At 58.3% G+C, this 20,137-nt stretch carries 21 protein-coding genes; 11 read left to right on the forward strand and 10 right to left on the reverse strand.

Going from position 1 to position 20,137, the window contains the following annotated elements; genetic code table 11:
• Position 1 precedes the first annotated feature (1 nt).
• Positions 2 to 1,921 carry a 1-deoxy-D-xylulose-5-phosphate synthase gene (dxs, locus tag LOC68_RS26280; RefSeq protein ID WP_230224744.1) on the forward strand — a complete coding sequence of 640 codons (1,920 nt, stop codon included), beginning with the start codon at positions 2 to 4 and terminating at the stop codon, positions 1,919 to 1,921.
• Between the two features lie 143 nt (positions 1,922 to 2,064).
• Here dxs and LOC68_RS26285 read toward each other — a convergent pair whose 3' ends face one another.
• The 3 genes from LOC68_RS26285 to LOC68_RS26295 form a co-directional block, all read right to left on the reverse strand.
• On the reverse strand, positions 2,065 to 2,613 hold the full coding sequence (locus LOC68_RS26285; protein WP_230224747.1) for a hypothetical protein: 549 nt from the start codon (positions 2,611 to 2,613) through the stop codon (positions 2,065 to 2,067).
• 201 nt (positions 2,614 to 2,814) lie between these two features.
• The gene (locus tag LOC68_RS26290; RefSeq protein ID WP_230224749.1) at positions 2,815 to 3,384 is read right to left on the reverse strand and encodes a hypothetical protein; all 570 of its coding nucleotides are present in this window, start codon (positions 3,382 to 3,384) and stop codon (positions 2,815 to 2,817) included.
• Positions 3,385 to 3,426: 42 nt separating this feature from the next.
• Positions 3,427 to 4,497 (reverse strand): FkbM family methyltransferase, encoded by a 1,071-nt coding sequence (locus LOC68_RS26295; RefSeq protein ID WP_230224751.1) that lies wholly within the window; start codon positions 4,495 to 4,497, stop codon positions 3,427 to 3,429.
• Positions 4,498 to 4,857: 360 nt separating this feature from the next.
• On the opposite strand from LOC68_RS26295, the gene LOC68_RS26300 reads away from it, so the two are divergent.
• The 5 genes from LOC68_RS26300 to LOC68_RS26320 all read left to right on the forward strand — a co-directional run bounded on the left by LOC68_RS26300 (position 4,858) and on the right by LOC68_RS26320 (position 9,275).
• A complete protein-coding gene (locus LOC68_RS26300) occupies positions 4,858 to 5,841 on the forward strand; it encodes a DUF1559 domain-containing protein (protein WP_230224753.1) in 984 nt (327 codons plus the stop codon).
• A gap of 37 nt (positions 5,842 to 5,878) precedes the next feature.
• Positions 5,879 to 6,340 (forward strand): hypothetical protein, encoded by a 462-nt coding sequence (locus LOC68_RS26305; RefSeq protein ID WP_230224755.1) that lies wholly within the window; start codon positions 5,879 to 5,881, stop codon positions 6,338 to 6,340.
• Positions 6,341 to 6,553: 213 nt separating this feature from the next.
• Positions 6,554 to 7,450, forward strand: a complete 897-nt coding sequence (locus LOC68_RS26310) for an NAD(+)/NADH kinase (RefSeq protein ID WP_230224757.1) — start codon at positions 6,554 to 6,556, stop codon at positions 7,448 to 7,450.
• Between the two features lie 41 nt (positions 7,451 to 7,491).
• Positions 7,492 to 8,424 (forward strand): DUF6263 family protein, encoded by a 933-nt coding sequence (locus LOC68_RS26315; protein WP_230224771.1) that lies wholly within the window; start codon positions 7,492 to 7,494, stop codon positions 8,422 to 8,424.
• Positions 8,425 to 8,831: 407 nt separating this feature from the next.
• Positions 8,832 to 9,275: a hypothetical protein gene (locus LOC68_RS26320; RefSeq protein WP_230224773.1), complete on the forward strand. Its 444-nt coding sequence runs from the start codon at positions 8,832 to 8,834 to the stop codon at positions 9,273 to 9,275.
• Positions 9,276 to 9,305: 30 nt separating this feature from the next.
• Here the strand turns inward: LOC68_RS26320 and LOC68_RS26325 are convergent, their stop codons facing one another.
• The 4 genes from LOC68_RS26325 to LOC68_RS26340 form a co-directional block, all read right to left on the reverse strand.
• The gene (locus tag LOC68_RS26325) at positions 9,306 to 9,851 is read right to left on the reverse strand and encodes an RDD family protein (RefSeq protein WP_230224775.1); all 546 of its coding nucleotides are present in this window, start codon (positions 9,849 to 9,851) and stop codon (positions 9,306 to 9,308) included.
• A gap of 4 nt (positions 9,852 to 9,855) precedes the next feature.
• Positions 9,856 to 10,476 (reverse strand): RDD family protein, encoded by a 621-nt coding sequence (locus LOC68_RS26330; protein WP_230224777.1) that lies wholly within the window; start codon positions 10,474 to 10,476, stop codon positions 9,856 to 9,858.
• Positions 10,473 to 10,967, reverse strand: a complete 495-nt coding sequence (locus LOC68_RS26335) for an RDD family protein (protein WP_230224778.1) — start codon at positions 10,965 to 10,967, stop codon at positions 10,473 to 10,475. The genes LOC68_RS26330 and LOC68_RS26335 overlap by 4 nt, the downstream gene beginning before the upstream one ends.
• Before the next feature lie 121 nt (positions 10,968 to 11,088).
• Positions 11,089 to 12,267 carry a class I SAM-dependent methyltransferase gene (locus LOC68_RS26340; RefSeq protein WP_230224781.1) on the reverse strand — a complete coding sequence of 393 codons (1,179 nt, stop codon included), beginning with the start codon at positions 12,265 to 12,267 and terminating at the stop codon, positions 11,089 to 11,091.
• 164 nt (positions 12,268 to 12,431) lie between these two features.
• Here LOC68_RS26340 and LOC68_RS26345 point away from each other — a divergent pair, with 164 nt between their 5' ends.
• The gene (locus LOC68_RS26345) at positions 12,432 to 13,205 is read left to right on the forward strand and encodes a DUF6690 family protein (RefSeq protein ID WP_230224783.1); all 774 of its coding nucleotides are present in this window, start codon (positions 12,432 to 12,434) and stop codon (positions 13,203 to 13,205) included.
• Positions 13,206 to 13,208: 3 nt separating this feature from the next.
• On the opposite strand, the gene LOC68_RS26350 is transcribed toward LOC68_RS26345, so the two are convergent.
• Positions 13,209 to 14,288, reverse strand: coding sequence for a PDZ domain-containing protein (locus LOC68_RS26350; RefSeq protein WP_230224785.1), 1,080 nt, complete (start codon positions 14,286 to 14,288; stop codon positions 13,209 to 13,211).
• Between the two features lie 158 nt (positions 14,289 to 14,446).
• Between LOC68_RS26350 and LOC68_RS26355 the strand changes: the two genes are divergently transcribed.
• The 4 genes from LOC68_RS26355 (at position 14,447) to LOC68_RS26370 (ending at position 18,443) form a co-directional block, all read left to right on the forward strand.
• Complete coding sequence (locus LOC68_RS26355; RefSeq protein WP_230224787.1) at positions 14,447 to 15,403, forward strand: GNAT family N-acetyltransferase; 957 nt, start codon at positions 14,447 to 14,449, stop codon at positions 15,401 to 15,403.
• Positions 15,404 to 15,757: 354 nt separating this feature from the next.
• A complete protein-coding gene (locus LOC68_RS26360) occupies positions 15,758 to 17,140 on the forward strand; it encodes a DnaA ATPase domain-containing protein (RefSeq protein ID WP_230225198.1) in 1,383 nt (460 codons plus the stop codon).
• Between the two features lie 28 nt (positions 17,141 to 17,168).
• Entirely contained in the window at positions 17,169 to 17,693 is a 525-nt protein-coding gene (locus tag LOC68_RS26365) for an SMI1/KNR4 family protein (protein WP_230224791.1), read from the forward strand.
• A 144-nt stretch (positions 17,694 to 17,837) separates the two neighbouring features.
• Positions 17,838 to 18,443 (forward strand): SLOG cluster 4 domain-containing protein, encoded by a 606-nt coding sequence (locus LOC68_RS26370; RefSeq protein WP_230224793.1) that lies wholly within the window; start codon positions 17,838 to 17,840, stop codon positions 18,441 to 18,443.
• A gap of 28 nt (positions 18,444 to 18,471) precedes the next feature.
• Here LOC68_RS26370 and LOC68_RS26375 read toward each other — a convergent pair whose 3' ends face one another.
• Positions 18,472 to 18,708, reverse strand: coding sequence for a hypothetical protein (locus LOC68_RS26375; RefSeq protein ID WP_230224795.1), 237 nt, complete (start codon positions 18,706 to 18,708; stop codon positions 18,472 to 18,474).
• A 192-nt stretch (positions 18,709 to 18,900) separates the two neighbouring features.
• A partial coding sequence (locus LOC68_RS26380; RefSeq protein WP_230224797.1) for a Gfo/Idh/MocA family protein occupies positions 18,901 to 20,137 on the reverse strand: 1,237 nt, incomplete at its 5' end.

Consider the following 20,137-nt stretch of genomic DNA (forward strand, 5'->3'; position numbering starts at 1 on the left):
GATGCACAAGATCCTTTCGCAAATTGAATCCCCCGCCGATCTCAATGGTCTTTCCAACGAGCAGTTGGAGCAATTGGCCGCTGAGATTCGGGACGTGCTTTGCAGCTTGGTGGCGACCCGTACGGCCCACTTTGCGTCGAACCTGGGCGTGGTCGAACTTTCGATTGCGCTGCACCGGACCTTCGACTTCAGCCGCGATCGACTGATCTGGGACACCGGGCACCAAATCTATCCGCACAAATTGCTGACCGGCCGCTACGATGAGTTCGGCACGATCCGGACCGCCGGCGGTTTGATGGGCTATCCCAATCCGGTCGAAAGCGAATACGACCTGTTCGTCACCGGGCATGCCGGCTCGAGCGTCTCGACGATGCTCGGCCTCCGAAGCGGCGACGATCTCCAAGGCGACAAGGATCGTCACGCGGTCGCGGTGATCGGCGACGGAGCGTTTCCTTCCGGGATCGTCTTCGAGGCGCTCAACAACGCCGGCGGGATGAACGCCAACCTGCTGGTGATTTTAAACGACAACAAGATGTCGATCTGCCCGCGCGTCGGCGGCGTGGCTGACTACTTCGACCGGTTGCGGATGAATCCGTTCTACACCGGCGTGAAGAGCGAAGTTCTCAAAATCCTGAACCATGTGCCGCTGCTCGGCGATCCGGCCGAACGCTTGCTGGCCCAATGCAAAGAGGCGGTGAAAGCTGGCCTGCACGGCGGGATGCTGTTCGAGGAACTTGGCTTCAGCTACATCGGCCCGATCGACGGCCACAACATCAGCCTGCTCCGCAAATATCTGGAGATGGTCAAAACCTTGCCCGGTCCGGTGCTGCTGCACGTCGTGACCGAAAAAGGACATGGCTATCAACCGGCCGCCGCCGATCCGGTCTTCTTCCACACTCCGCCGGCGTTCATCGACGACAACGGCACCGTCGTGCCGAAGAAGTCCGGCGGCGCGAAAGCGTATACCAACTACGCTCGTGACGCGATTGCCGAAGAGATGCGGAAGTCGGAAAAGGTGACCGTCCTCACCGCGGCAATGTGCCAAGGGACCAAGATGGAGCCGGTTCGGGATGAGTTCCCGCATCGCTTCTTCGACGTCGGCATTTGCGAATCGCACGCCGTGGCGTTCGCCGCTGGTCAGGCGAAGACTGGGCTCCGTCCGATCGTCAACATTTACAGCACGTTCCTGCAGCGCAGCTTCGACCAGATCTTCCAAGAGGTCGCCCTGCAAGACTTGCCGGTCGTTTTCACGATGGATCGCGCCGGTTTGACGGCGGCCGATGGTCCGACCCATCACGGCTCGTACGACATCGGTTACATGCGGCTGTTCCCGAACATGATCGTCATGGCGCCGGGCGACGCGGAAGAAGTGGGCGAAATGCTCGCCTTCGCGCTGGAGCAAAACCATCCGGCGGCGATTCGATATCCGAAGACGAACGCCGAAACGGTTCAGCGCAAACGGACCCCGATGGAACTGGGCAAAGCCGAAGTTCTCTCGACTGGCGCCGATGGCACGATCATCTGCTACGGCGCTCAACTGGCCGACGCACAGCGTGCCGTCGAACAGCTAAAGAGCGAAGGTCTGCACGTCGGGCTGATCAATGCCCGCTTCTGCAAGCCGATCGACCGCCAAACGATCGTCGGCGCCGTGAAGAATTCGCCGTTCGTCGTGACGGTGGAAGAAAACGCCTTGATGACCGGCTTCGGCAGTGCCGTTTTGGAAGCGTGTGCGGACGAAGGAGTCGACGCCAGCCGTGTGAAACGACTCGGGATTCCGGACACGTTCATCGACCATGGCGATCGCGAAGAGCGCCTAGCCGAGATCTTCCTGACGACCGACGGAATCGCCCTGACTTGCCGCGAAATGGCGGCAAAGACCAGTGCGTTGCACGGCGATGATTCGCTGACCGCGGGGCTGTAGAGCCGTAGGGTGCGTCGAGACGGATCGTAACGCGGATTGAAGTAAATCAAGAATGCCGAAGCTTAGGGTTTCGGCATTTTTTTTGTGGTGACCGCATTCCCTCGCTTGCGCTGCGGGCTAGTGTTGCGGGAGTTCGCGATTGGTTACTCCACCATCATCTCCCCAATCGCCACATCGTCATACGGGTTTTGATCCCCTTCATCTTTGTGCGATGTGAAGCGAATCGTCCGAACCCCTTCGATCGGCTTTCGCGGGCGAACTTCCATGTCAAGACGCTCTCCCCCGACTTCATCGTCGCGCTGGTAGAGGACTTCTCCCTTCGCGTTTAGTAGTTCGAGCCGACCGACCAGAATCGTGTAGCCGATTTGCCAGGGAGGTTCTCGGTTAGCGAGGATCGTCACGCGGCGGACGGTGACGTCTTGGGGGAACTCCACGGCGACCCATGGTTTCGTGCCGAAAGCGGCGGCGTCTCTACGAGCGGTGAACCAGCTTTTGTATGGGTTCTGATCGAACGCCAATTCCGGGCCCCAGGTCGGCCAGAAGGTGCTGCACGAGAATTTCAGCTTCCCCTGAAATTCCTTGATCAGCCCGTTGCTGTTGTCGGTCAGCGGTTTGGCGGCGTCGTCGGCCGCCAACAGAATTGGTGCGCTGGCGAAGCAAATCATCGTCAGGCAGAGAGGGAGCATGCGCATAAGAGGGCTCCTGTTTGCGAGGAGAACTTGATTGGATTGCCCTTTCTTCTAGTAGGACGAAAAAGAGCCCAGGCTCGTTTTGCCTGGGCTCTGAGAATTTGTGCATACTTGCCAAAAACAACGGGCCGGCAATTCGCTCGATCGACCTGGGAGTCGACGGTGTTATCGCGCGGCGACGCCAAACTTGGGGGCGATCAACGACTACTGCGGCTGGACCGCTTTCGCCCGTTTGGCGATGAGGAATTCCAGAACTTTGAGATGCGGCTTCTGGGTCGCGCTGATGACCAGCGATAGATTGGTGTCGAAGGGTGCGACTTCGAATTCACTGGCGTCAATATTCGCGAAACACTCTTGTTTCACTTCCTTCGCCAAGTCATGCAGACGCTTGCCTGAATTATCAACCAGACGTCCATCCGCAGAGGTGAGCAAGTCCTGGACGTTATAAACGCAGGCATACCGTCGCTCGGCGGAACGCCGCGGCGCGGCAATCTTGGGCATCGGCATGAAATAGAAGCGTTTCAGCAGCGTGAGATTCCCTTCGACGGCGGTCTCGACGTTCGACCGCATTTTGACGATCAACACGCCGTCGGGTCCAAACTTGGCGACCGCGCCGCGGGCGACGACTTCGGCCATTTGCCAATCCTTCGCCTTCAGGTAGTGCTGAAAGAGTTCCAGAGTTCGCTCTTCCGGCGTCGACGTCTCTACGGCGTGCGCCGCGCTGGCGGAGAACAAGGCGGTCAGGGCCAGTACGAGAAGCGTTGAAAGTTTCAATCGTGTTGACTCCCACCTACACACGGTCTGGAAATCGGGAGGCTAAGCCGCCTTTTGCTCGATTTTGAGCGGCAGACCAGGATACATTTCCAAGATCTTCGGATGCTGGATGCACAATTCAGTGAACAGATTCAATAGGTTCTGCCCCCATCGCTTCTCCAGACGGTTCGCGCTACAGAGCGATTGGAGGATCGCTGCGAGATGTTCGCTTTTCGTGAGCGGTCCAGTGACTTTCCATGACTCGCATTGCGGCGTCGATTTGGTCGCCAGGTAGTCGACGAGAACGTTTCCTTGCGGTTCGTCCACGCTACAAGGACGAAGCTTGCTCTGCTGCGTCAGGTAGAGTTGGTAGCCCAAGGCGTTTAATTGTTTCTTCAGGCTAGTCGGAGAGTGCCCGAACTGGTTAAGCGTATGCCCGTTCGATTCCACCAGCATCGCGGGAGCGTTGGGTCGCTGCAACAGTTCTTGCATGCCGGCGATTGCGGCAGGTTCCGAGCCTTCAATATCCATTTTGACGAAGTCGACGTGATCCCAGCCGATTTCGTTAAGGATGGTCGAGACTCGTTTGGCTTCGACTTGAACCGTCGTTCTTTGGGTATCTTTTTCGTCTACGACGAATCCAAACGGCCCGTTCTCGAAAAATCGCAGCGTCGTCTCGTGATCGGATGCCGCCGACTCAATGATGGTGACGTTGGTGAAGCCGTTCGCGCGAACGCTTTCTCGCAAGAGGGCGCAGTTGAGCGGCGACGCGTCGATCGCCAGAACTTCGTAACCCTTCCAGGCCGAGAATAGCGTGAACGTTCCGACGTGCGTGCCGAGATCGACGACACGTCCCCCTTGGGGCACGGTTTCGGGGAGCAGGTCGAAGAGGCCGACTGGCTGCGCCATCCCGTCCGCAATGCTATCGGCGATCGGGTCGATGCCCCGGCGATCGGCCAGGCAGATGCGAATCGATTCGGTGTCGGAAATCGGGTAGTCATACAAGGCGGCCGGGACCAGCTGTCCGCGCACTTCGAGCGTGACCGGTTCCGGCGGCGTCAGCTCAGGCCGATAGATCCGCAAGAAACTCGCTACCTTGGGCGCGAGCGACGCGAATCCCTTTCTCAGCCCCATCCCGATCCTCCTGCACGACTTCGTTCAAACCCCTTCGTGGGATTGTGGGCGGATTCTAGGAATTCGATTCAGTTGGGTCAATGTGAAAACGCATCCTAGCGAGGGGGAATGCTTGCACTCGGCGGACGCGTAAGTCGAGGTCGAATTGGACGCTATAGCGCCGCGAGATCGTCGCGGAACAGCAACTCTTAAGGTTTATTATTTGCGCTTAGCATACGCGTAAAAGCTCTTGCGCAACGCGTAAAATCTCATTCATCTGTCGGTGTGACGCGCTAGAATTAAATTGTGATCTTTTGGAAAAGAATCGCAGTTTCATCATCGCCGTATCGTCATACTTCTTTGCTCGGGAGGGCCTGCCCTATGTCACATTTACGCGGTACTCGTCGGGGTTTTACGCTTGTAGAACTTCTTGTCGTGATCGCCATCATCGGCGTCTTGATCGCCCTGCTCTTGCCGGCGGTGCAACAGGCGCGCGAAGCGGCTCGCCGAATGCAATGCACCAACAACATGAAGCAAATGGGGTTAGCGGTGCATAACTTTCACGACACTTACAACGGCTTGCCCCCGTCGGTCAGCTATCAATGGGGACACACTACCTGGTCGTTTTTGCTGCCGTATCTGGAACAAGGAGCGCTCTACGACCAAATGGACATTCGTATCTGGCCGGAAGCGGACGACTCGTCGCAAGGGGTGACCAACAACCGCGCCGTCTTCGCCCAGGAAGGCGCCAAGAACATTACCCCTTACATGTGTCCGTCGCGGCCGAAACGCGAATCGGGCAAGTCGGTCGCCGGGATGACGTTTGGCGCCTACGACTACACGATTCTGGCCTACAGCGAAACGCGAACCGGATGGGACGAATTCTCATTCTGGATCAACCTGGATGACCAAAGTCAGGCCCTGCGGATGGCCCGCACCACTCCGGGCGCTTGGCCGTTGGCGATCTCCGGTTGGTCGCCGCGCGATACGTTCAGCCGCGTCACCGACGGGCTCAGCAACACCGCGATCTTCTCCGAAAAACATGTCCCGGTGAGCAAGATCGGCAAGTGCTGCAGCTCGGCCAATGGCGAAACCGACGGCTTTTTCTTCTTCAACGGTCCGTGGGAAGACCGTGAAGTGATGGCGGCCGGTCCGGTCAAAAATCGTCCTTTGGCGAGAGGTCCGCAGCATGTCGTGACCGACGTCGTTGCACCCGGAAACCCGACAGTCGGCAGTTGGCACTCCGGCGTGGTGAACTTCCTGCTGACCGATGGTTCGGTTCGCGGACTTCCGCTGACCGTTGACCAGACGGCGCTCCACAACCTGGTTCGCTGCAACGATGGACAAGTGGTAACGCTCCCGTAGCCCTGTTGACGGCGATCGTTCGCCAAGGAATCCAACTATGAAAAAAACAATCGCACTCTTCGCCGTTTACCTGCTCGCTGCGGCGAGCGGCTGCGGCTCCCAGACTAGCTCCGTGACCGGCATGATTACGCTATCCAATGGCTCGCCGGTCACACGCGGCCGCATTATTTTCACTTCGCCTGAGCTTCAGGTGAGCGCCAACGGAAGCATTGAGTCAGACGGCTCGTACCAACTGTCGACGTATGATCTGAACGATGGAACGCTGCCCGGTAACTACGTAGTCACCGTCGTCGCGATGGAACCCGACAATCGACAGTTGGTGGGGGAAGAGCTGTCGACCAAAGATCGCGCGATGGGACGCTCGGCGACTCGCCGCGTCGGCGCCGAGCCGAAATCAATCGTCGCCCTGAAGTACAGCAATCCGAACACATCGGGCCTGACTGCCGAAGTCACTCGAGGATCGTGCAAAATCGATTTCGTCCTCGATCCCCTGAAATAGTCGCTCAGGCCCTGGGGAAAATGAGGTCGGAACCGGCGAGAGGCATACCTTAATCGCGTACGTTTAAATCGCACGGAGAACTTCAGCAAGAGCCGACGAACCGCGCCTACGGTGACGGTTTCGTCGGTTCTGCCGTTTGTGCCTGCTGTGGCATTCGCCATTCCTGCTCGATAACGGCTTGTTTCTCCTTTTCCGGCAGCGGAAGATGGGCGTATGCCAAATCTCAACCCCCCGTCGCCGTGTAAGCCCGATTGGCTTTGCGACTCCCGGAAGCCGAAGGTCATGCTGGTCGGCGCGGGCGATCGTGAGCACGTGCGCGATGAGGCGGTTCGGCTCCAAAAGTTCATTCCGCAGTACGCCGACCTGGTCCATGTCGATCTCGACTGGAAGTCGGATCTCTCGGCGATCGACGCCGATTTCGCGATTGTCCTCGGTGGCGACGGCTCGCTGTTGGCCGCGGCTCGCAGCATGGGAACGCGGCAAGTTCCCGTCGTGGGCGTCAATATGGGCAAGCTAGGATTTCTGGCGGAGTTTTCCCAGGAAGAACTGTGTGCCGAGCTGGCGAACATCTGCAGCGGCAAATGTGCGGTCATCGAGCATATGATGTTCCGCTGCCGCGTTTTCGAGGGGGAAGATCTGATTGCCGAGCAGATCGGGCTGAACGAGGCGGCGATTCTCGGCGGTCCCCCATTTCAGATCCAGAGCATCGATCTTTACGTTGACTCAGAATTAGCTACCACCTATAACTGCGACGGTTTGATCGTCAGCACTCCGGTCGGATCGACGGCCCATAACCTTTCCGCTGGCGGGCCGATCTTGCGAGCCGACTTGCATGCCTTCGTCGTCTCGCCGATCAGTCCTCATACGCTCACCGTTCGCCCGGTGGTCGATACGGCGGAAAGAACTTACGAGATCCGCGTGACCGGCGCCGAAGCGAACCTGTCGGTCGTCGTCGACGGACGCGTCTTATTGCGTCTTACGCCGGAACTGCGAGTGGTGGTCGATCGAGCTGAACAGCGATTCAAACGAATCGCTACCGCAAGCCACAACTACTATCGAACCCTCCGCGAAAAACTGGGATGGGGAGGGAGAATCGATCACGGCCGTTAGGTCGTCCTTCCCGCAGCAGACATAAAGCAAGGATGTTTACGATGACGCGAAATGGATTTTTCGGTCTGGTTCTGACTGGGGCGTTGTTCGCCTCGGCCGCCGTCGCCGGCGAAACGTACGAACTGAAGTACAAGCTCGCCGAAGGCGAAGTTCTCCGCAGCAAGGTAACCCACCTGGTCAATGTGACGACCAAGATCCAAGGGAACCAGCAGACCGCCCAATCGCGGACCGTTTCGACCAAGAACTGGAAAGTCGAAAAGATCGATGACGAAGGGAACATCACCCTGGTCCACTCGATCGAAGATCTGCAGTTGTGGAACAAGGTGACCGATCGTCCGGAACAAGTCTACGACAGCACTTCGCCGGAACCCCCTTCCCCGATCTTCCAGCGGGCCGCCCAATCGGTCGGCGTGCCGCTGTCGCGTTTTACGATCAGCAAGAACGGCTTTCTGGTCGAACGCGAAGAGCTGCAGGAAAGCGCTCACGCTCCGTTCAATCAGGTGACCGTCGTGTTGCCGGCCGAGCCGGTTGAAATTGGCGCCAAATGGGATTCGCCGACCGACGTCCAGATCCGCACCTCGAAGCAGCAGCTGAAGAAGGTGAAGACTCGCCAGCTGTTCACGCTGGAGTCGGTCGTCAACGGCGTCGCCACCATCGACATGAAGACGCAGATCCTGACCCCGATCGAAAACCCGGAAATCAAGGTCGAGCTGATTCAGCAGTTGGCCAACGGCAAGGTGAAGTTCGACATCGACGCCGGCCGTGTGATTCGCCAAGACCTGGACATGGACGAAACGGTGATCGGCTTCCAGGGAGAAGCGAGCATGATGAAGTTCCTCGGCCGCATGCAGGAAGAACTGCTGACCGAACCGCTGCAGTCCGCCGCCGCGCCGACCCCGGCCAAAGAGGAAGTTCGCACCGCCGGCGTTCCGACTCCGGCCAAACGCCCGGAAGATGCGACTGAGACCGAATAAGATTGTGTCGAATGACGAATGTCTAAGGCAATTAATTTGGGGCGCTTCGGCGCCCCTTTTTTATGCGCCGTGCGGATACAATACCGTTTGGCTGAAAGGTACGTGTCGGCATGTTGAATTCAGAAGCGTGGTTGCCGCCAGATGATCCCGATCCATCGCAGGTCCTGGATGATGTCTTGGGGGACATTCGTAAGTCGCAATACGATGTAGCGCTGTGCAAGCTGCTTTGGTTTCATGAGCACGCTCTCGATTACAACCCACATTTAGGAAGCGTCCGTACTTCTTTTGCCGTGAGCTATTGGTTCAAACTGGGCGGATTGTACTCGCCAGCAAGAGATGCATTCTTCGCGGCGCGAGATCGGGCGGAGCAGGCCTTTAAAGACTCCCACTTTCAATGGGAGTACTTTATGGAACTGTCAGCGTTTAATCGCCAAGCTGACGAAACTTCGCGTACGGTCGAACTCTTCAAGCATGTCGCGGAAACGGAGCCGGAGGCGGCTCATCTACTTTACAATTTGGCGGAGCCGTATTTGATTCAAAACGAATGCTACTCGGTTTGCGCTCCCTTTTTAGAAACGTCGCAGCGTCTGGCGATGGCGGCTGATATTTACCGCTTTGAGAGTGAGTTGGAAGACGCCGAGCGGGATTCATTCAGCCCTATTCCGAAGCTCGCACGTTTTCAATACGTCAGCGAAGCGGCGACGCTCGTCGCTTTGTTAGTGAGAAACGACCGATTGGCCGATGCGAAAGCGGCTTGCGATATCGCCCTGGAAACGATTGACGATGCCCGGTTCCGTAAGGCTCTGGACAAGGCGATGAAGGGAAAGTTTCCGGCAAGTCGGCCGGAATGATCCCCGAAACGGTTGGCGATTGTCGTTGACTTACGCTTTCACCACGATCGTATCGGCCATTCGATCATGGAGGCACCGTTTGCTCGGAGAGAAGACCATGAGAATGTCGACCCAGCAGAGCAGTTTGATGATTGGGATTTGCCAGAAGACTAGGAATGGAATGTAGCGCAAAACCAACAGTCGATACAGGTCGGCGCGGCTTCCATCGCAGCAAACAACTTTGATACCGCAAAGTTTCTTGCCCCAGGTTTGCCCGTTACGCCGCAATGGCGCCAGGTTGATTCCTGCATAGGAAATGAGGATCATCGCCACAACTGCCGTATGAATGAAGAGGATCGCTGTTGGAGAGTCGCCATCGATATCCCATGCCGCCGCGATCATGGCGGACGCGACGAAGCACGGCATAAGCACAACCAATAGGACCAGCGTATCTACCAGATAGGCGCCCAGTCGGAGCCAACGCGAAGGCAAGTCGCCGGCTCGAAACAGGATGTTTTCCGACTCCTCGACGGAGCGGTGAGCGTCGATGGTCGTCGGCGACGCAAAGGGATTTTCGATTTCAGGTTCGTTCATCATGTTCTTAAGCTTTCACAACGATGGTGTCAGCCAGGTAATCGTGCAGGCACCGCTTTTCTTTGGTGAAGATAAATAGCGGATCGAGCAGGCAGGAAAATAGAAACGCCAAGGCGATGATTGCGAAGCCGTGACGGACCAGCAGTTCGATATAAACGAAAACGCTGCAATAGACTAGGAGCGGAAAATAGCGGACGAAAACGAGTCTCGCGAGACTGGCGGGCTTGCCGTCGCGTCGTACGATCTTCAGTCCAAAGAACGATTTGCCAAACGTCTCGCCACTCTTTGTCAGCGTGTAGCCCTGGAAGAGGATATAGAAAAATAGGCTGCAGCTAACGAAGATCGCCATGGTAATGGTGCGATCGATCCATAATTCGGTCGTATTGTTCAACGCGCTGAAGCTCGCTTTTGCTGGCCTTACGCTTAGGTAATCGAGAGTCTCAAGCACTTTTTTTGTGGAAAAGACGGCGGCGATTTGGACGATCTGCAAGTCGACCAGCGCCGCAAGCAATCGTCGCGTCCGTGACGGCAAGTCGTTAATGTTTACCGCCAGCGGATCGGCGTCAGCGAAAGTCGCGTCGAGTTGCGGCGAAACGAACGGATTGATCGGCTCTTGGTCGCTGGTCACGCTTTCACCACAATTGTCCCCGCGATGAAATCGTGCAAGCAGCGTTTCTCTTGGTTGAAAATCATCAGCACGTTGATGATTCCGGCGATCGGTCCGATCACCGGGATTTGCTCGATTAGCATCATGGGGAAGACGCGCAGTCCCAGGATGTGGGCGAGTGGGCGAATCTGGCGGTCATCGTAGCCGACGATCTTGATTTTACAGACCATCTTGCCGATGGTTTGCCCGTTCTTTTCCAGCAGATAGGCGTTGAGGATGAGGTAGGCGCCGAGACCAAAGAGGATGTTGAGAATAAAGTTTAGCACCAGCATCAATTCCAGCGAATTGATTTCCAGTTTCATCGTGATCATTAACGCTTGGACGATCGATTCGAGCACGCCGAAAACGATGCCGACAAGAATCAAATCAATAATCGCCGCCCCCAGTCGTAGCCAACGCGACGGCAATTCGGCGCTGGGCGATTCCGACTCGGAATAGAGAGCCGCGACCATTGGTTCGCTCGTTTGCGGCGAAGCGAACGGATTCTCAGAGGAAGAAAAATCGTTCAAAGAGGCGGACCGATCATGCTTGAAGGAGCGATATTTGGAACTGGGACTAAGAGTATAGTCCGCTTTAAATCCGCTCACAAAGAATCGCTCGGTTGCCGCTTGGGGTCGGCGTCAGAATAACCGTCGCCGCCTTGTCTCCAGAAAGTCGGAGTTTTTTCAGAAATTCCTCGGGGCGAATATCGAGCCCGCGGACCTTCAGTTCGACGCGGCCGATCCCCTGCTCTTGCAGCTTTTTCGAGAGCGACTTGCGATCGATCGGCAATTGCTCTCGGACCTGAAAGGTGGCGACGAGCGCCGAGTCGATTGGGGCGTCGCCCGTCAGGTAAACGCTGCGCGGTAAGAGCCGTCCCAACTGATGCTGGGCGGCGAAATGATCGACCAGGTTGGCGGCCAAGAGAGCCGGGTCAGGCTCCATCACGTAGTCGCCAACCTTTGCTGCGACTTGCAGCGATGCATCGCCAGCGGAGACAAAAGTGCTGACCGCGCCGTCTCGATCGATATGCGTCGCACGACGTCCTGTCGATTTGCCGGCGAGCGCCCCAAACCAGGCGATCAGTTGGCGACATTCGCGGCGACTGCTAATCCATTCGAGCTCCGCGCCATCGCGCCACTGCTGCGGAACTTGCGTCGCCGGCGCCAGTTTGATCGCGGCGTTTGGGTTCTGATCAAGTAATGCGGCAAGCTGTTCGGTGGTGGGCGAAAAAGAATCGAGCTGCGTGGTGCGGCGATCGGCGGCGCGGCGATCAGGATCGCAGTGCCAAGCGTCGAACGTTGCGATGTCGACCGACGCCGCGTCGACCGATTGCGTGGCGACGCTTCGTCCGTAAGCGGCGCAGTTCGCCCCGGCAATCAGCGCCAGTTGCGGCGAAAGATCGACGCCAACGGCCGATCGACCTTCGGCCGCCGCTATCAGGTCACCGCCGACGCCGCAGCACAGGTCGGCGACTTTGGCCGTCGTGCTGAATCGCTTCGCTTTATAGGCGGCGATCACTTCGTCGGTCGCTTGTTCGAGCCCAACGCGGGTGAAGAACATTTCGCCGGCCCGCGAGAACTTCGCTTTGCCGCGCTGGCGAAGTTCCAGTTGCTCGGAAATCAGCGTCGCTCGAGCGGGGCCTGCCTCGCGATTGAGTTGCGAGAGCTGGGCTACCGAAAGTTGCGTTTGCGACTGCTGCGCAAAGATTTCGGCCGCTTCCGCGCTGGTGAGCCAGTGGAGATCAGTGAGGTCGGCGGATTCGGCGGACATGGCGCGGCGACGGGCTAACGAAAAAAACGAGCGTGGCGAACATTCTAACCTGCGAAACTTCTCCGGGAATGACGGTCACGCTCCCACGTGGCGTTCTGGTGGCGATCGCCGCTAGCAGCGGTCGATACCGAGAAAGGAATAGCTCTGCTTGAGGAGAGAAGAAAATGATCCGCCGCAATCTGACTTACGCCGCGATAATGGCCGCGTGTTTCGGCGGTCCTTATACGTACTTCAATCCGGAAGCTCGCCAAAAAGCGGAAGCAATTTGGAACCAGGTCAGCGCCTATATCCCCTCGGGCGAAACAGCGAAAGCGACTGAGAGCCCCGTAGCTTCAATTGAAGCTCCCAGCACGTCGCCGGTTCAACTGCCCTCAGACCAGCCCAACCCATTCGTTCCGCCGTCACTAACCGGCGATGGGGCGAACATCCCGCTTGCCGGACCGCCGGTCTACGACTTCCTGGAAGTCTTCAACTTCAACGCCGACGCCCGTTGGGTCTCGACCCGTTGGCCTCGCGTTTCGACGACGCTGGCCGACTTAAACTTGGAAGGACTCCGTGCGCCGCTGGTGACCGGTTCGCAGTTTGACGACCTGGCCGGCTCGATCACCTACTACTTCGATCGGGACGGACACGTCCAGCGGATTACGTTTCACGGCACGACCGGCGATGAACGCCGCCTGGTCGACATGCTGACGCGTCACTTTGGATTCAAGCACGAACCGACGCTCGACGCGGGGCTTTACCTAGTGAAATGGAACGGCGATCCGACCAGCGTCTTGATGCTCCGCAACGCGACGATCATCAACGCGGCGCAGCCTCACACGCGACTGAACGTCGCGCTGGAGATTAATCGCCCGTCGCGCTACTATGGACTGAGCCCGCAAATGGCCGAAACGGTTGAGCAGGCCAAGTCCGCACAGCGCTGGGGTAAGCCATAGCGGCTATTGATTCTGGCCGCTCTTTTGGGCCTGAAGTTCGCTAACCAGCGTCCGCAAACGGGTCACTTCCGCTTCGAGTTCGGCGATGCGGCTACGCAGCTGCGAGTTTTCCGCTTGCTCTTCGACCGACGGAATCGGATTGGCCCCGAGTTCCGACAACGCCCGATTCAGCATTTGCATCGCCGGGCGATTGGCGAACGGTCCCTGCTGCGGCAGCGAGTTGGGAGTCTCGTTCACCAGCGACGGCGGTTGGCCGTCGAGACGCACATTCGACTGCAACAAACGATTGCCGACGTAGTAGCCGATCGGCACGTCCCGGTCTTGCGGCATCGTCGCCAGGATGTTGAGCAGATCTGCCGGCTCGTTGATGCGGCGGTTGTTGAGGGCCACGATTACCGAGCCGACCGGGATGCCGGCAAACGCGGCGGCGCTTCCGGGCGAGACGCTTTCGACCACCGCGCCGCGGCGGACCGAGGCGCCGGTCGCTTCTCGATATTGATCGGTCACCGGAACGACTCGGACCCCGAGCTTGCCGCGCTGTGCAGTCAACGGATTCGCGGCGGGGGGATTCGGGCCGTTGTCTTCCAGGCCGAGCGGATCGAGCGGGTTGTTGCTGTTTCCGGTGGCCGGGGGATTGTTGTTCATGTTGGCCGGCGGCGGAAGCGCTTCAGGTTCGCCCGGACGATTTCCGAGCGTAACCAGGATCGCCTGCGGTTCGCCGTTCCGCTCGACCGTCATTTTGACGCGTGAGCCGGGGACCTGATTCCGCATCAGACGCGCGAACTGATCGAGACTGGTCACCGCGACCGTTTCGAGCGAAACGACCCGGTCTCCCGCTGCCAGGCCCGCCTTTTCGGCCGGACCGCCGGGATTGACCTTTAGGACGACGACGCCGGTGTCGGGAGCGTCTTCGGCCATGTTATCGAGAGTCGCGCCCAGGTAGCCGGGATTGGCGGGGGCCGGAGTTGGCGCCGGATCTCCCGGGGGACGAATCAGGTTCTGCAGCTGTTCAAAGGCGGATTGAGCATGTCCCAAAGCGGGAGCCGCCAACAGGGCCGCCAGGGTCAGGATTACGTATCGCATGGGGACTCCCCACCGCTAAAGTCGTTCGAAAGGGGTAGTATTGGCTGTTTGCCTACCTCCATTGTTAACTAGAAGCCCCAGTTGCGGCAAAGCATTTCCTATTTCTTCCCATAAAACCGATAATGACTCACTTGGGTCATTTGGGGTATCCTGGGCCGATGCAAAGAATTTCCACCGAAATGCTGACCGTCGATCGAGCTGATCCATCTTGTTATGGCGCCGCCATTTGGATGGTCTTCGGCGGGAAAATGCGTCGCGCCATGGCGGGACGTTTGGCGGCGATTTTGCAGGCCCAGCGCCAAGGGCGAGTCAGCTTTGAAGGGCTGTTCGTCGCTCGCCGCGGAGAGCGGATCGTTGGCGCCGCTTGGGGAACCGAGCAACCAGGACGCTTTGCGACGATGTGGCCCGCTCGGGTAGTCCCCAGCGAATCGCCTGCCGTAGCGAAGTTGCTGATGCAGACGGCGGCCAAGTTCGTCACCGGGCTCGACATCTCGATCGCACAGTGTCTGATCGCCCCGAACGCGGTCAGCGACCAGCGTCTGCTGGAAGAGGCCGGCTTTCGAGCGGTCACCGATTTGGAATATCTGTTCATACAAACGGGGCAGGCTCGTGCTGATTATCTGCAGCCCAGTTTAAAGGGGGTTCCGTTTCGCCAAACGGAAGATGCCGCCGACGATTTGATCGCCACCTATCCGGGGACGCTTGATTGCCCCGAGTTTGAAGGTTTGCGTCCGATTCACGATGTGATCGACGGATATCGCGACACCGGCGCCTTTGAGTTGTCACTTTGGCAACGGCTTGAGTATGACGGACAACCGGCGGGCGTGATGATTTTGGCCCCCACTCCGGACTACCAGGCGATGGAGGTCGTCTATTTGGGGCTGCGACCGGAAATGCGCAACCGCGGTCTTGGAAAAGCGGCGGTGCAGTTGGCGCTGGCCGAAGCGCAGCGACGTGGAATTGATCGCCTTCTTTTGGCGGTTGATCAGCGCAACGAACCGGCGATTCGCAGCTATTCGGCGTGCGGATTCCTCGGGTATGAAACGCGTCGTTTGCTGGTTTTGCGGGTGTCGGAATCGACTGCCGCTTCATTCGCGACGCACGCGACGACGTAAGTTGCGTTTCTCGAAGGCGTTGCGACCGGGATCGAATCGACGTCCCGTTTTGTGCGGCCCGCCGCCGCGCGATCTTTAACAAGTTTTCCACGCAGCCGCCAAAAAAAGATCTCGAGTGTCGGCAGCGCCAAGATCGTCAAAACTGCGGAAAAAAACGACCGCAGGAATCGCCCGTCCGACGTTCCAAATTTTTTTAGTGGGAAGCGGTCGTCCGGTGGTTTGACATGGGTGCTAGCAACTTTAAAATCGTGCTCCAGTCAATGTTAAGAGTTCTCGCCAATCGGCGTGGAATCCCCGTCGGGCAAACTGCTTCGGTTTGCCGTTATAGCCTGCTGAAAGAGTCAGCCTGTGGTCATGGAAGACATCGATCTCGATACCCTGTCCGCTTTGCGCATCTCGCTTGTCGAGCGCATCGGACAGGAACGGTTCGACCTCTGGTTCAATTCGAGCGCTCAGCTCCGATTGGATCGCGACCAACTGGTCATTGAAGCGGCCAGCCAATTTACGATTGATTTCCTTCGTCGTAATTTCCGCGATCAAATCGACGCCGCCGTCGCCGAAACGATGCCCGGCTCGACGGTAATCCAGTATCGGATCGCCGCGGACAAGTCTGGTCCCAAGGCGAGCAAGAAAAATGGATCGACCGATGAGCCGACCACGCGAGAAAGCAAGGTCGAAGCTCGTCAGGATCTCAGCCGTCGCCGTAAGTTCTCTTCTCTCGAAGAACTGATTGTCGGCGAATGCAACAAGTTCGCGTCGACCGCCGCGTCGATGATCATGAACCGACCGGGCGAGATCAATCCGCTCTTCATCTGCGGACCGCAAGGCTCGGGCAAGACGCACCTGTTGGAAGGGATCTACGGCGAAGCTCGCCGCAGCCGCAAGTTTGAGCGAGTCGTCTATCTTTCGGCCGAACAGTTTACGACCTACTTCCTTGACGCGCTCAATGGCGCCGGCGTGGCCAACTTCCGTCGGAAGTATCGCGACGCCGACTTGCTGATCATCGATGACGTCCAGTTCTTCGCCGGCAAACGGGCCACGCGAACCGAACTGTTGCACACGCTCGATTCGATCACGCGTCGTGGCGGACAGGTGGTGTTGGCGGCTGACAAACGCCCGACGGAACTTTCGGCGCTTGGACCGGAACTGATCGCTCGCTTCTCCGGCGGTCTGGTTTGCGAAGTGCACGAGCTCGATCGCGACACGCGCCGCCAGATGGCGGAAAACTTGTGCGCCTCGCGCGACATGAACGCTTCCAAAGGATTGCTCGATTGGCTAGCGGATCATTTGCCAGGGGACGCTCGACTGATGTCTGGGGCGATGAATCGGCTATGGGCGACTGCGATGTCCTTGGGACGGGATGCGGACGTCGCAATGGCGGAAAGTGCGCTGGCCGACATGGTCCGAGCCTGCACGCCGATCGTCCGTTTGGCCGACATTGAAGAAGCGGTTTGCAAGTCGTTCGGCGTCGACGCTAAAATGCTGCGTAGCGCCAGTAAGTCGCGTAAGGCGAGTCATCCCCGGATGTTGGCGATGTGGTTGGCCCGAAAGTACACGAAGGCCGCCCTTTCCGATATCTGCCAGTTCTTCGCTCGGAAGAGTCATAGCACGGTGATTTCGGCCGAGAAGAAGGTGAACGAGTGGATCAAGCAGTCGAAAAGCCTGCAGCTTTCCGATAGTGCGATTCATGTGAGCGATGCGATCCGCCGCTGCGAGACGGAGTTAAAGCTGGGCTAACGTTCCTCCAAACCGCGGAGATCGAACCATGGCTCTGGATGAAATTCTTACGCTCGTTCCGCCCCCAGCTGAAACGGTCGACACCTTGGGCGATTGGTCGATCGCCGAAAAAGAGTTCGGCCTGACGTTTCCGGCTGACTACAAGCAGTTTATCGAGACCTACGGCTCCGGCGAGTTTCAGCGTGGTCTCATCATCTCCAATCTGCTGACGCAAGAAGGACGCGACCGCGTTCGTGAAGATCTTGCACGCTACGAAGAGCTGAAAGAGGCCTGCGAGCACGAATACATTCTCTATCCCGAGTGCCCTGGGTTGTTTCCCTGGGGAAGCGACTCTAACGGCCATCTTTACTGCTGGTGGACCGAAGGGGAGCCGGATGAGTGGGGAATTGTGCAGCTATTTCACGGCTACGAGGATGACCCGCTGGAGATCGTGCCGGGGCCGATTACCTCGTTTTTCGTCCGTTTTATGAGCAACGCCTATTCGAACATGTTGGGGGGCATCGAGTTCGAGCCCGATCAGCTCCGTTTTACCCGCGGCCCCCAACCGGTCTAGTCGCAAAGGACATTTGCGCGACTTCTATTAATTTCTGTTGGGGCCCCCAGAAATGAAAGCCGGCTGCTGCTATCTTGATCTCTGGCGTTACGGTGTGACATAGAGGTCCGACGAGCTTCGGCTCGCCCAGAAAGCATTTGGCGTATGAGCAGCAGTGGTCGAATCCCGGTGATCGGGGTGATGGGGTCGGGAAAAAAAGTGCACGGCGATCTGGCCAAAGAGCTGGGCGCCTGGATTGCAAACGCCGGCTATAACTTGCTGACCGGCGGCGGCGACGGCGAAATGAAAGCGGTTAGCGAGTCGTTCTTTCAGACCGAAGATCGCCCGGGCCGCGTGATCGGCATTATTCCGGGGGACGCGTCGGGCGGTTCCTACTCGCGTCGACAGCACTATCCCAACCCGTTCGTCGAAATCCCGATCTTCACCCATCTGCCGCAAACCGGTTACGCCGGCATGCAGATGGGTAGCCGCAACCATATCAACATCCTCAGCTCGGACATCGTCGTCGCGCTTCCCGGCACCAAGGGAACCAGCGCCGAAGTCTGCCTGGCGATCCGCTACGGCCGCCCGGTCATCGCCCTGCTGGGAACTCGTTACAAGATTCCCGGTCTGCCGAGCGAAGTGCCGGTCGCGAAGACGGTGGAAGAAGTCGCCGACTGGATTGAAGGCCTGGAACGGAAGCCGCTGCCGACCAGCTGCCGCTTGAAGAAGGTGACGCCCCCGTCCGAGATCTTGGATCCCGACTTCTAGTCGAGCGGGAGAAAAGAGCGGAGCCGACTCAGTAGCTCCGCTCTTCAAACTCCAGCACGTTCTCTCCATCCGCAAACGCTTCGATCTCGGCGAAGCTCAGGAAGCGGACGTCGCATTGCGGCGGGGGATCGACTTTGTAGTGATCTCCCGGCCGAACTTTTTTCCAGAGCCTGACTTTGCTGACGCCGTTCTTGCGCGCCACTTGAATGGAGTCGTCCGCGCGACGCTCGACGACGAGCGTTACCTTGTGTTTGATTTGCGCCACCAGGATTCCCCTTCTCTCTTCGTTCTCTGCCGTACTCCTCGTTTCATCTAGATTGCCAATCGGGATGAAAGGAGGACGCGTTTGGTGAAGAGTAGCGGGAAACGGCGATTTTCGACAGCATTTGGCGCGATGCGCAAAAAAAGCGGGCCCAGCGGCCCGCTTTTCTTTTCGTTCGATTTGTCCGAAATATGACTAGACGAATTTCGTCTTGCCCGGCAGAGCGACGGTCGGGATTTCGACATCGCCCCATTCGTAGGTCTTCGGGGTCATGTCTTCCTGCGAGTTAATCGCCATGTCCCAGGTGACCTTCTTGCCGGTGTAGGCGGCCATACGACCCATGATCGCCATCATGGTGCTGCGGGTCATGTAGATGCCGTTGTTGATGACGTTGCCCGAGCGGATGCCGGCGTAGAGCGCCTTGTGCTCTTCGTCGTACATGTTGGCGTTCGGACCGTCGTACTTCCAGGCTTCTCCCTTCTTCGGCGTGACGGTTCCGCCCAGGATGCTGGCCGTACCGTTGGAGCCCAGGATGTAGTCGTTGACGTCGTTGTAGCAGCCAGCCATCTGACGGCAGAAGGCGAACGTCTTGACGCTGTTCGGGAACTCGAAAGTCATCCCGAAGTGATCGTAGACGTTACCCCACTTGGCGTCGGTGCGAACCAAGCGGCCGCCGACCGCTTCGCAGCTGAGCGGAGCGGCGTCGTCGTTGATCCAGAGCGCCTTGTCGAGGCTGTGGATGTGCTGTTCGGCGGTATGATCGCCCGACAGCCAGGTGTAGTAGAGCCAGTTGCGAACCTGGTTTTCCATTTCGGACCAATCCGGCTGCGGCTGACGGTACCAGAGGGTGCCGGTCAGGTAGGTTTCGTGAACCGCGACGATGTCGCCGATCGAACCTTCTTTGATCTTTTCGACCGTCGCTTTGACCTTGGGATCGTAGCGCCAGCAGAGGCCGCTCACGATGCTCAGGTTCTTTTGGCGAGCCATTTCGACCGTTTCAAACACGTGGCGGCAGCCCGGAGCGTCGACCGCAACCGGCTTTTCGCAGAAGACGTGCTTGCCGGCTTCGATCGCGGCACGCAGTTGAGCCGGACGGAAGTGAGGCGGCGTGCAGAGCAACACGACGTCGACGTCGGTTTCCATCACTTGCTTGTAGCCGTCGAAGCCCGAGAAGCAGGTTTCGTCGGTCACTTCCAAACGATCGCCCAGGGCGCGACCGAGACGTTCGCGAGCTTGCGCCAAGACGTCCGGGAAGATATCGCACAGCACAGTGACCTTCAGATTCTCATCACCCATCGTCGCATTCTTGGCGGCGCCGCTACCACGACCGCCGCAACCGATCAACGCAACTTTCAGCATGTCGGAACCGGCCGCATGAACGTTGCGGGGGAGGTTCAAGCTGCCGACCGCGGCAGCGCCGCCGACGACGGCC

The sequence above is a fragment of the Blastopirellula sediminis genome (assembly GCF_020966755.1).
GTDB classification, from domain to species: Bacteria; Planctomycetota; Planctomycetia; order Pirellulales; family Pirellulaceae; genus Blastopirellula; species Blastopirellula sediminis.